An 11,977-nucleotide genomic window follows, 5' to 3' on the forward strand; every position below is an offset into this window, starting at 1 on the left:
AAAACTCTTCATTGGATCAAGCCTGAATTTCATGAAGTAAAACCGAGTTTTTGATTCCATTGTAATATCATTCTTCGTGCTCATGTGTGATTTCGCCGAGCAGCTTCTCAATCCGGCTGCCATAAGCGATGGATTCGTCGATTTTGAAGATCAATTCCGGCGTATGGCGCAGCCTTACTCGCTTTCCGATCTCGGTCCGCAAGAAGCCGGTTGCCTTCTCCAACCCCTTTAAGGACTCGGCTTTCTTCTCTTCGTCACCAAACACGCTGAGATAAACTTTGGCCTGCGACAAATCGCTGGTCACATCGACCCCGGTCACGGTGACAAAACCGATGCGCGGATCTTTCAGTTCACTCTGGATGAGCACGCTTAATTCTTTTTTTATCTGTTCGCCTACGCGGCCGGTACGATTTTTGGCCATTTCAGACACCCACCTTACTTCGGTTCAACGGTTTCCATGATGAACGCCTCGATGACGTCGCCTTCTTTAAGGTCATTGTAATTGTCCAGGGTAATCCCGCACTCGTAACCTTGAGCGACTTCCTTGGCGTCGTCTTTGAAACGTTTAAGAGAATCGATTTTGCCTTCGTATACGACGATCCCGTCGCGAATCAAGCGCATTTCCGCCGAACGGGTAATTTTGCCGGAAGTGACCATACAACCTGCGATCGTTCCGACTTTGCTGATCTTGAACGTATTGCGGACTTCCGCATGACCGATGACGGTTTCTTTATAAACCGGATCAAGCATCCCTTTCATAGCCTGCTCGATTTCCTCGATCGCGTTATAGATGACGCGGTGCAAGCGGATGTCGACCTTCTCCTGCTCCGCCGTCGCTTTCGTTTGGTTGTCCGGACGAACGTTGAACCCGATTACGATCGCGTTCGAAGCCGCAGCCAAGATAATATCGGATTCCGTAATCGCGCCGGCTCCGCTGTGAATGATCTTGACGCGAACACCTTCGACTTCGATTTTCTCGAGCGCGCCTTTCAGTGCTTCAACCGAACCTTGAACGTCCGCTTTGATAATGACGTTGAGATCTTTAATTTCGCCTTCCTTGATGTGGCGGAACAGATCATCCAGCGTGACGCGCGTGTTCGAGCCCAGATCGGACTGGCGCTGCGTGATAGCCCGTTTGTCAGCGATGGAACGAGCCTTGCGCTCGTCTTCAAAGACCATAAACGGATCACCCGCTTGCGGCACTTCGTTCAGGCCGGTAATTTCCACCGGCGTCGACGGGCCCGCTTCTTTCAAACGGCGTCCGCGATCGTTCACCATCGCGCGGACACGGCCGAAGCAATTGCCGGCAACAAAGGCGTCGCCAACCTTCAGCGTACCGTGCTGAACCAACACGCGGGCTACCGGACCGCGGGATTTGTCGAGCTCGGCTTCGATGACCGCACCGCGGGCGCGTTTATCCGGGTTGGCTTTGTATTCGTTGACTTCAGCAACCAGCAGAATCATTTCGAGCAAGCCTTCCAAGCCAAGCTTCTGCTTCGCTGAAACATTCACGAAAATCGTGTCGCCGCCCCATTCTTCCGGTACAAGCTCATATTCTGTCAATTCCTGCTTCACTTTATCCGGATTGGCATCCGGTTTATCGATCTTATTGACAGCCACGATAATCGGCAATCCCGCCGCCTTCGCATGGTTCACCGCTTCAACCGTCTGCGGCATTACACCGTCGTCGGCCGCAACCACAATGATCGTAATATCCGTCAACTGCGCACCGCGGGCACGCATCGCCGTAAACGCTTCGTGGCCCGGGGTATCCAGGAACGTGATCTTCTTGTTGTTGATCTCAACCTGGTAAGCCCCGATATGCTGGGTGATCCCGCCGGCTTCTCCGCCGGTTACGTTCGTCGAACGGATGGCATCCAGCAGCGTGGTTTTACCATGGTCAACGTGGCCCATGATTGTAACGACCGGTGGACGTTCTTTCAGATCCGCTTCATCATCCACTTCTTCGATCGTCTCGAAGCGATCTTCTTCAACCGGAATTTTCACTTCAACCTCAACGCCGAATTCTCCTGCAAGCAGCAGAATCGTGTCAATGTCGAGCTCTTGGTTAATCGTCGCCATAACGCCAAGCAAGATCAGTTTCTTGATGACCTCGGAAGCATCCTTGTGAAGCAATTTGGCGGTTTCGCCTACGGTCATATTGCCGCGGACGATAATCTTCTTCGGCGTGTTATCAATCTTCTCGCGTGGAGGCTGCTGCGGACCTTTGCCGCGTCCTCCCTTGCCGCCGCGGTTATTTCTGAAATTGGCGCCGTTTCGATTATCATCAAAACCTCTTTGGTTTCTGCCGCCGTTGTTGTTATTCCCTCTTCTTTGACCTTGGCCTTGGTTTTGGCCTTGACCTCTGCCGCCGCTGTTCCCGCCGCCATTATTATTGCTTGGCGTAAAGCTGCGATTCGGCTGCTGAGGACCGCGGTTTGCACCGCTTTGACCTTGGCCTTGGCCTTGACCTTGACCGCCTTGGCGCTGACCGCCTTGGCTTGGCCCCCGGTTCCCTTGCGGGCCCCGGTTGGCGCCGGATGTGTTCCCCCCGCCTTGTCCTTGAGGACGGGAATTTTGATGATTGCCGCCGTTCGGACGACTTGATCTTTCCTGAACTGCCGTGCTTCCACTAGCGTTGGTTGGGTTTGTTTTTGGTTTATTATTCATGCTTACCTGCTTTTCCTGTTGATTTTGGTTTTTTACGGGTGCGTTTGTGCTGCCTTGTGCTTGGCGTCCATGATCTCCGCGATGACCGGAAGGTTCTCCGGATGTTGCTTTCGGTGTTTGGCTTCCTCCTGCGGAAGCCGATGCCGGCGATTTGGCAGGAGAATCGTTACGTCCCGAGTTTTCTCGTTTCGCCGCCGCGTTGCTCTTAATATCCTTGAAAAACTGTTCCACACGAGCAACGGTATCATTCTCCATGACGCTCATGTGATTGTTAACCGGGATATTAAGGCGCTTAAGAATCGTAATAATTTCTTTGCTGCTCATGTTGAGCGATTTGGCGTATTCATACACCCTGAGCTTATCTTGTTTTTCTTGTTTACTCAATATACTCCACCTCCGATGTTTTCAAGATCGCTTTGCGGATCAGCTCGGTAAACCCTTGATCCGTGAGAGCCAGAACAACCCGTTCCGGCTTGCCTACGCTCCCGCCGAGCGTCTCCCGGTCGAATCCGATCATAAGAGGAACTTTGTAAGACCCGCACTTATCGCGGAACTTCTTCTGCGTATTGGCGGAAGCATCGCCCGCTACGATCACGAGCTTGGCCTCCCCCGACCGAATTGACTTCAGGACGATTTCGTCCCCGGTTACCAGCTTACCAGCCCGCATCGCGAGGCCAAGTCCGGACAACGGCTGGGCCTTATTCATCTTCATCCTCATCCCTAGCTTGAGCGGCGAGAAACTCATCTTCGACAGCCAGGAAATCCCGCGCCAGCTGCTCATAAACCTCCGACCCAACGGGCGCTTTCAAGGCCCGATCGAGGGCGCGTGATTTATGAGCGAGCTTGAAGCAGGCTGTCTTGCCGCAGAGATAGGCGCCGCGGCCCGACTTTTTGCCCGTCAGGTCGATGGACACCTCGCCCTCCGGGGAACGCACGATGCGGATCAGCGTTTTCTTGGGCATCATTTCCTGGCAGGCTACGCATTTGCGCAGCGGTACTTTTCTTGTCTTCATCTTGACCACCCCCCGTTAGTCTACGGAGATGGAATCCTGCGGCATTTCGCCTTGATCGGTTTTTTCTCTGCCGAATTCCTCTTCCGCTTGGGTTTCGCTCTTGATGTCGATTTTCCAACCGGTCAATTTGGCGGCGAGACGGGCGTTTTGGCCTTTAATGCCAATCGCCAGCGACAGCTGGTAATCCGGCACAATCACGCGAGCCATCTTTTCCGCCTCAAATACCTGTACTTCAAGCACTTTGGACGGGCTCAGCGCATTGGCCACATACTCCTCGACGCTTTCCGAATAACGAACGATGTCAATCTTCTCTCCGCGCAGCTCATTCACGATCGTTTGCACGCGCGTGCCTTTCGGGCCAACGCAGGAGCCGACAGGATCGACTTCGCTGTTGCGGGAATATACGGCGATTTTGGAACGGAAGCCGGCTTCGCGAGCTACGGAACGAATCTCCACCACGCCGTCGAAAATTTCCGGAACCTCCAGCTCGAACAGACGTTTCAGTAAGCCCGGATGCGTACGGGACAGCAAAATTTGCGGTCCTTTCGTCGTGTTTTCCACTTTGGTAATGTACGCTTTAATTCGGTCGCCGTGCTTGAACTTCTCGTTCGGCATCAATTCGTTCAGCGGCAAATGGGCTTCAATCTTGCCGAGATCGACGTAAATGTTGCGCAAATCCTGGCGCTGCACGATCCCGGTCACGATGTCTTCTTCCTTCTCCACGAACGCATTATAGATCAGTCCGCGTTCCGCTTCACGAATGCGCTGCGTAACAACCTGCTTCGCGGTTTGTGCCGCAATCCGGCCGAAGTCACGCGGTGTTACCTCGATTTCGGTGATGTCGTCGAGATGATAATTGGGATTAATCTCGCGTGCTGCGGGCAGCGAAATTTCCGTGCGAGGATCGAGAACCTCCTCCACAACCAGCTTGCGGGCAAATACTTTGATTGCACCGGTATGGCGGTTCATATCTACGCGCACGTTCTGCGCCGTATTAAAGTTGCGCTTGTAGCTGGAGATCAATGCCGCTTCGATCGCTTCAAACAAAATGTCCTTGCTGATCCCTTTTTCCCTTTCCAATTCATTCAAGGCTTCGATAAAATCCATGCTCATTTGCCTCGAGTTCCCCCTTTCATGATTCCCCATAGGTCACACTAGAAAATAATGGCTAATCTCGCGCTGGCGACTTTGCTATATGGAATGGCGTGACGCTTCTTCCCGATCTCGACGACCATTTCGCCGCCATCGAAGGAGAGAAGCCGGCCTTCAAATTCTTTCAGGCCGTCTACCGGTTCGTATGTAGTAACAAATACGTCTTTGCCAACCGCCTTGGATACATCCTCGGCTTTCTTCAAGGGGCGTTCTGCTCCCGGCGAAGACACTTCTAGAAAATAAGCCGACGGAATCGGATCGTTCTCGTCGAGCTTCTCGCTAAGGTATTCGCTGATCCGGCCGCAGTCATCGATATCGATGCCGCCGTCCTTGTCGACGAACACGCGGAGGAACCAGTTGCTCCCCTCCTTGACGTATTCCACGTCAACCAGTTCAAAGCCGTTCTCCTCCAAATAAGGCGTGACCATTTGCTCGACGGTCGCTTTGATCTTTGGTGTGCTCAAGCGTACATTACCTCCAATAATTCATTCCTGTATACCAAAGATTAAAGAGTGGGTTTCCCCACTCTTTAAACAACGGTTCTATCTTCATGATTGCCAAAAAAATTATAACATAGTACATACCAAGTGACAAGTAAAACACCTTTACTGAGTAAGGTTGTTTAAAAAGCCATCTTCAGATCACGAAGCGGTACCTGGAGGATGATTCGGCGTCGAATCTTGAACTCAACCGGGCCTTCCGTTGCTCACGTAGGTTTGCCTACGCTCCGCTACTCAGTCCCTGGTTTCATTCAACCTTCTCGGTGCTCCAAACCTGTCTTTTTAAACCTTTACTGAGTAAGGTTGTTTAAAAAGCCATCTTCGGATCACGAAGCGGTACCTGGAAGATGATTCGGCGTCGAATCTTGAACTCAACCGGGCCTTCCGTTGCTCACGTAGGTTTGCCTACGCTCCGCTACTCAGTCCCTGGTTTCATTCAACCTTCTCGGTGCTCCAAACCTGTCTTTTTAAACCTTTACTGTATAGGTAGTCTAAAAAGCCATCTTCGGATCACGAAGCGGTACCTGGAAGGATGATTCGGCGTCGAATCTTGGACTCAACCGGTCCCTCCGTTGCTCACGTAGGTTTGCCTACGCTCCGCTACTCAGCCCCTGGTTTCATAAATTAAAATAAAGACAGCTGGTTGCTTTCCGGCAGGCCGCGGAAGCAACCCATGGTACCCAGAAGCTCGATGATCGTTTTACTCGCCTTGGATTTCTGCTGGAAATCCTCGATCGAGAGGAACTCCCCTTGTTCCTTCGCGGCGGCGATGTTCTTGGCCGCGTTCTCCCCAATGCCGGCAAGCGCGGAGAACGGCGGGATCAACGAATCGCCGTCAACGGTAAATTTGATCGCATCCGAGCGGTACAGGTCAATCGGCTTAAAGTGGAAGCCGCGAGCCGTCATTTCCAGCGCCATCTCCAGGATCGGCAGCATGTTCTTTTCCTTGGGAAGCGCCTGGAAGCCCTTCTGCTCGATCTCTTCGATTTTGCGGTAAATGGCCTCGTACCCCTGACAGCACAGCTCGATATCGAAGTCCTCGCCGCGGACCGAGAAATACGTCGCATAATATTCAATCGGATAATACAGTTTGAAATAGGCGGTTCGCACCGCGGAAATCACGTAAGCCGCGGCATGCGCCTTCGGAAACATGTACTGAATCTTGAGGCAGGAGTCAATGTACCATTGCGGGACCTTGCACTTTTTCATTTCCTCGATCCACTCCGGTGTCAGGCCCTTCCCCTTCCGGACGCTCTCCGTAATTTTAAAGGCCAGACCCGCATCCATGCCTGCTTTATAAATCAGAAATAACATGATGTCATCGCGGCAGCCGATCACCGTCTTAATGTTGCAGGTCCCGTTCTTGATCAGATCCTGTGCGTTGCCGAGCCATACCCCCGTTCCGTGCGACAGCCCGGAAATTTGCAGCAAGTCTGCAAACGAGGAAGGCTGGGATTCCACCAGCATCTGACGAACGAATTTCGTTCCCATCTCGGGAATGCCGTAGGTGGCCACCGGCGTGCGAATCTGTTCCGGCGTGACGCCTAGGGATTCCGTCGAGTTAAACATGCTCATAACTTTCGGATCGTTCATCGGGATCGTCTGCGGGTCAATTCCGGTCAAATCCTGCAGCATCCGCATCATCGTCGGATCATCGTGTCCCAGAATATCGAGCTTCAGCAAGTTCGCGTCAAAAGCATGGTAATCGAAATGGGTTGTTTTCCACTCCGAACTTGTATCATCGGCCGGAAATTGCACCGGCGTGATGTCCTCAACTTCGATGTAATCCGGTACGACGACGATCCCGCCGGGATGCTGCCCGGTGCTGCGCTTCACGCCGGTACATCCCGCCGCCAAGCGGTTCAATTCCGCTCCGCGCCAGCTCTTGTTATGCTCTTCCTCATATTTCTTGGCGAAGCCAAACGCCGTTTTCTCGGCAACCGTACCGATCGTCCCGGCGCGGAATACGTTTTTCTCCCCGAACAACACCTTGGTGTAGTTGTGGGCGACGGGCTGATATTCGCCGGAGAAGTTCAAGTCGATATCGGGGACCTTGTCGCCTTTAAAGCCCAGGAACGTTTCAAATGGGATGTCCTGGCCTTCGCCTTTCAGCTTGCCGCCGCATTTCGGGCAGTTTTTGTCAGGAAGGTCGAAGCCGCTGGGAACACTGCCATCAAGGAACCATTCGCTATATCGGCACTCCTGATTTTGACAGATATAATGAGCCGGCAGCGGGTTTACCTCAGAGATGCCGAGGAAGAGCGCGACCACCGATGAACCGACCGAACCCCGGGAGCCAACGAGATAGCCGTCCTGGTTCGACTTCTTCACGAGCCGCTCCGAGATCAGATAGTTGGCCGAGAACCCGTATTTGATGATCGGTTCCAGCTCTTTCTCCAGGCGCTTAACGATGACTTCAGGCAACTCTTCGCCGTAAATCGACTTGGCTGTATCGTAGCACGTCCGGCGGATCTCTTCATCCGCCCCTTCGATAATCGGCGTAAACAGCTTGTCCGGGAACAATTCCAGCTCTTCAAAACGATCGGCAAGCGCCGCCGTGTTGGTCACTACAACTTCATGGGCCTTCTCTTTGCCAAGAAAAGCAAACTCCTCCAGCATCTCTTCCGTTGTCCGGAAATGTGCCTCCGGCTTGCGAATGTCCTTCAGCGGACTAAATCCGGTAATGCCGTGAATCGTAATGTCGCGGAACAGCTTGTCCTTCGGATCCAGATAATGCACATTTCCTGTCGCGATTACCGGTTTATCCAGCTTCAGTCCGATCTCGACAACTTTGCGGAGGGCCGTTTGCAGCTCTTCCGTGCTGCCGACCAGCCCTTTTTCAACCAGATGCATGTACATCGTGAGCGGCTGAATTTCGAGCACATCGTAGAATTCAGCGACCGCTTCAGCTTCCTCAACCGACTTGTTCAACACGGTTTCGAAGAATTCGCCCTTCTCGCAGCCGGATAGAATCAGCAGTCCTTCGCGCATCTCCACCAGCTTGGATTTAGGAATACAAGGCACCCGTTTGAAATATTCGGTATGCGACAGCGATATGAGCTTAAACAGGTTTTTCTTCCCGACCTGGTTTAGCGCATAAATCCCGCAATGGAACGGACGGGCGTTGGACAAGTCCTTCCCGACCTTGTCGTTCAGACGATCCAGTGTTTTGTAACCTTCGATCTTGGCGGCGTCATCCAAGAGACCGTTCAAAATCTCGCCGAGCGCCAGCGTATCATCGATCGCCCGGTGGTGATTCTCCAGCGAAACCTTGTATTTGGCGGCCAAGGTGTTCAGCCGGTGATTTTTCATAGAAGGGAACAACATCCGCGCCAGCTCCAACGTATCGAGCACCGGATTTTTCATCATTGGAAGACCTAATTCCTTAAGTTTAGCGTTGACGAAGTCATAGTCAAACCGGGCGTTGTGGGCAACCAGGATGGCATCCTCCGCGAACTCAACGAACCTTTTCAGCACCGGCTCAGCATCGGGCGCGTCTTTCACCATGTCGTCGTTGATATTAGTCAGCTGTTGAATATGGTAAGGAATTCGTTCATGCGGATTGACAAAGGTCGCATAGCGGTCGATCTCCTTGCCCTCCTGCATTTTAACGGCCGCGATTTCAATGATTTTGTTCTGCGTAACCGACAAGCCGGTGGTCTCGATGTCAAATACGATGTAAGTCGCCGTCTTCAAGTCGTCCCCTCGCGGATTCAACACGACCGCCACATTGTCGTTCACGACGTTGGCTTCAACGCCATAGATCATTTTGATTCCGTTCTTCTTCGCCGCTTTCGCAGCGTCCGGGTAACTCTGCACTCCGCCGTGATCCGTGACGGCAATTGCTTTATGTCCCCACTTGGCGGCCATCTTCACGTAATCCCCAATCGGGGTGACGGCATCCATTGTACTCATGGTCGTATGCAGATGGAATTCGACACGTTTCTCCGGCGCCTGATCCTTGCGTCCCGGAGGTGCTGATACTTCGCAAAGATCAGAAGGAATCATGACCAGTTCAGGCATCGGCATGAATCGGTCCATTTCCACCTTGCCCCGCGCTTTGACCCATTTGCCGTTGGCAAGCTGCCCCATGACCTTCAGATCTTCCTTGTTCTTGGCGAACAATTTCAACTGCAGAGAGTCGGAGAAATCGGTCAGGAAAAACACAAATAACGTGTTCCCGTTCCGCAGTTCCTTACGGTCCAGACCGAAAATCGTACCCTGGATCGTAATTTTTTTCTCCTCATCCTGGATCTGTTGGATCGGTACCGGCTGTTCCTTGATGTCATTCCCAAGCTGCAGCTTGATGACTTCCCCTTCGACTTCTTCCGGAGGAGCTTCAACTGCGACACTCTCCATCATCTGTTGAATGACTTCGCGCTCTTCCTCCACGATCCGCTGCTGGAATTCTTCAAAAGCTTCAACGTCAAGCTCTCCGGTTTGCAGCTTTACCTTTAACGGCAATGCAAAATACGTTTCGAAATATGCCGTAATCGCTTTGTCGATTTGCTTCTTGCGCGCCAATTCGAGCGCCATCGCATCCCCCAGCGTCACGGTGACTACATCACCGTCCACATCAAACGCGGCTCGAGCCATCCAGCCGTTAACCGACGGGATCTGGCGTTTCACCCATTCGAGGAACAACGTCCAATATTCTCCAACGATGTCTTTGGCGGACAAGCCGGTGCCATAATGAAATTCAAACGTGATGATGGCGATATGCTCCATCCGCTCTCTCACCCGCAAGCAGAACGTGCGGTAGGCCTGAGCGGGCACCAACGTGTCCTTCTGAATGGTGATTCTCCATTCCCGATTGCTGCGACTGACCTCTACCTTTTCGATATGCCCGTCCAGGAAAAACGGATCGATCAGCGAAGCGGGCACCTCAGCCTGCTTCATCAACAGTTCCAGCCGATGTCTCTTGTCTTGCGTCTCGGTCATGTCCTCTCCCCTCACCTTGCTAGCTGACTACTTCCCTGCTTCGAAAAAAAGGGCCTTCGGCGGTTTGCCAGCGGCGTATTAAAGCCTGCAGGCGCTGACTGCCGAAAGCCCTGTTGCGGTTGTGCCATTCGCCCGCGTCCCAAGCTTCCCCAAACTCGATCGGGACCCTAACGCGAAAGTACTCTTAATAGGCTCTGGCAAAAACGACGGTATGCTTCGCTTTATCGCCGCATACGAGACAAGTGTCTTTGATCGTCTGCGGATGGAACGGGATATTGCGGCTGGTCGCACCCGTTTCTTCTTTAACCTGACGCTCACAAGCTTCCGAACCGCACCAGCCCGCCAAAGTAAAGCCGCGTTTCTCTTCGATGCTTGCCTTCATCTCATCCAACGTGTCGACACTGTAGAAATGCTCTTCGCGGAACGCTTGCGCCCGCTCGTACATCTCTTGGTGAACCTGCTCCAGCATCGCTTGCACTTCTTCGACCAATCGGTCCTGCTGAATGACTTTCTTCTCGCCGCTGATGCGGGATACGAGGACGCAGACGCCGTTCTCCATATCGCGAGGCCCGATTTCCAAACGAACCGGTACGCCGCGCATTTCGTATTCGTTAAACTTCCAGCCTGGGCGGAACTCGGAGCGATCGTCGATGCCAACGCGAATCCCGGCTTTCTTCAACTCGGCGAACAACTCGTCTGCTCTGCCCACAACCGCTTCCCAAGTCTTCGGCGGCCCGATCGGAATGATCATCACTTGTTTCGGCGCGACCTTCGGCGGCAATGCCAACCCGCGGTCATCCCCATGCACCATGATCAGCGAGCCGATGAGGCGCGTGCTCACTCCCCATGAGGTTGTATGCACATATTCGCGAACATTCTCACGATTCAGATATTGAATATCGAACGCCGTGGCAAAATTGGTGCCCAGATAATGGGAGGTTCCCGCCTGTACGGCGCGCCCGTCCTTCATCATCGCTTCGATCGAGTAAGTATCCACGGCGCCGGCGAATTTCTCGGACGGCGTTTTTTGACCGACGATGACCGGAATCGCCAAGTAATTTTCCACAAAATCACGGTAAATTTCCAGCATCCGCATCGTTTCTTCGCGAGCTTCCTGCTCGTTCTCATGCGCGGTATGGCCTTCCTGCCACAGGAACTCACTCGTGCGGAGGAATGGCAGCGTGCGCTTCTCCCAGCGAACCACGTTCGCCCATTGGTTGATCAGCACCGGCAAATCGCGGTAAGACTGGATCCACTTCTCATACATATGCCCAATCATCGTCTCGGACGTCGGGCGAATCGCCAGCCGCTCTTCCAGCTTCTCGCCGGCAGCTTCCGTTACCCAAGGCAATTCCGGATTGAAGCCTTCAACGTGTTCCTTCTCCTTCTGGAAGAAGCTCTCCGGAATAAACAGCGGGAAATAAGCGTTGCGATGCCCCGTTTCCTTGAAACGGCGGTCCAGCTCGGCCTGGATATGCTCCCAGATCTCGTAGCCGTCCGGCTTAAATACGATACAGCCGCGGACTGGCGAGTAATCCATGAGATCCGCTTTTTTGATAACGTCGATGTACCAGCGGGAAAAGTCCACTCCCTGCGGGGTAATCTCCGTAACGAATTGTTTCTCCTCATTTGCCATAAGAACCTTTGTCCTCCCGTAAAACCACAAGTTTAATGTTCATCTGCGCCGGCAACGGTCAAGTC

At 53.0% G+C, this 11,977-nt stretch carries 8 protein-coding genes; all 8 read right to left on the reverse strand.

Going from position 1 to position 11,977, the window contains the following annotated elements; translation table 11 throughout:
- Positions 1-67 precede the first annotated feature (67 nt).
- The 8 genes from rbfA to proS all read right to left on the reverse strand — a co-directional run bounded on the left by rbfA (position 68) and on the right by proS (position 11,912).
- On the reverse strand, positions 68-421 hold the full coding sequence (rbfA, locus tag BN3795_RS17600; RefSeq protein WP_068786007.1) for a 30S ribosome-binding factor RbfA: 354 nt from the start codon (positions 419-421) through the stop codon (positions 68-70).
- Positions 422-435: 14 nt separating this feature from the next.
- Positions 436-3,054, reverse strand: a complete 2,619-nt coding sequence (infB, locus tag BN3795_RS17605) for a translation initiation factor IF-2 (RefSeq protein ID WP_068786008.1) — start codon at positions 3,052-3,054, stop codon at positions 436-438.
- Positions 3,047-3,376 (reverse strand): L7Ae/L30e/S12e/Gadd45 family ribosomal protein, encoded by a 330-nt coding sequence (locus tag BN3795_RS17610; RefSeq protein ID WP_068786009.1) that lies wholly within the window; start codon positions 3,374-3,376, stop codon positions 3,047-3,049. The genes infB and BN3795_RS17610 overlap by 8 nt, the downstream gene beginning before the upstream one ends.
- Positions 3,369-3,683: an RNase P modulator RnpM gene (gene rnpM / locus BN3795_RS17615; RefSeq protein WP_068786010.1), complete on the reverse strand. Its 315-nt coding sequence runs from the start codon at positions 3,681-3,683 to the stop codon at positions 3,369-3,371. The genes BN3795_RS17610 and rnpM overlap by 8 nt, the downstream gene beginning before the upstream one ends.
- A 15-nt stretch (positions 3,684-3,698) precedes the next feature.
- A complete protein-coding gene (gene nusA, locus BN3795_RS17620; RefSeq protein WP_068786011.1) occupies positions 3,699-4,796 on the reverse strand; it encodes a transcription termination factor NusA in 1,098 nt (365 codons plus the stop codon).
- Between the two features lie 41 nt (positions 4,797-4,837).
- Positions 4,838-5,299 carry a ribosome maturation factor RimP gene (rimP, locus tag BN3795_RS17625; RefSeq protein ID WP_068786012.1) on the reverse strand — a complete coding sequence of 154 codons (462 nt, stop codon included), beginning with the start codon at positions 5,297-5,299 and terminating at the stop codon, positions 4,838-4,840.
- Positions 5,300-5,959: 660 nt separating this feature from the next.
- Positions 5,960-10,276 carry a PolC-type DNA polymerase III gene (locus BN3795_RS17630; RefSeq protein ID WP_068786013.1) on the reverse strand — a complete coding sequence of 1,439 codons (4,317 nt, stop codon included), beginning with the start codon at positions 10,274-10,276 and terminating at the stop codon, positions 5,960-5,962.
- 184 nt (positions 10,277-10,460) lie between these two features.
- Positions 10,461-11,912 (reverse strand): proline--tRNA ligase, encoded by a 1,452-nt coding sequence (gene proS, locus BN3795_RS17635; RefSeq protein ID WP_068786014.1) that lies wholly within the window; start codon positions 11,910-11,912, stop codon positions 10,461-10,463.
- Positions 11,913-11,977 lie beyond the last annotated feature (65 nt).

The organism is Paenibacillus phocaeensis, assembly GCF_900021165.1.
Taxonomy (GTDB): Bacteria; Bacillota; Bacilli; order Paenibacillales; family Paenibacillaceae; genus Fontibacillus; species Fontibacillus phocaensis.

Bases quoted from the DNA above. Each gene is read 5' to 3' on its own strand.
- rnpM (WP_068786010.1), bottom strand. From the start codon at position 3,683: ATGAAGACAAGAAAAGTACCGCTGCGCAAATGCGTAGCCTGCCAGGAA.
- BN3795_RS17610 (WP_068786009.1), bottom strand. From the start codon at position 3,376: ATGAATAAGGCCCAGCCGTTGTCCGGACTTGGCCTCGCGATGCGGGCT.
- rbfA (WP_068786007.1), bottom strand. From the start codon at position 421: ATGGCCAAAAATCGTACCGGCCGCGTAGGCGAACAGATAAAAAAAGAA.
- nusA (WP_068786011.1), bottom strand. From the start codon at position 4,796: ATGAGCATGGATTTTATCGAAGCCTTGAATGAATTGGAAAGGGAAAAA.
- BN3795_RS17630 (WP_068786013.1), bottom strand. From the start codon at position 10,276: ATGACCGAGACGCAAGACAAGAGACATCGGCTGGAACTGTTGATGAAG.
- proS (WP_068786014.1), bottom strand. From the start codon at position 11,912: ATGGCAAATGAGGAGAAACAATTCGTTACGGAGATTACCCCGCAGGGA.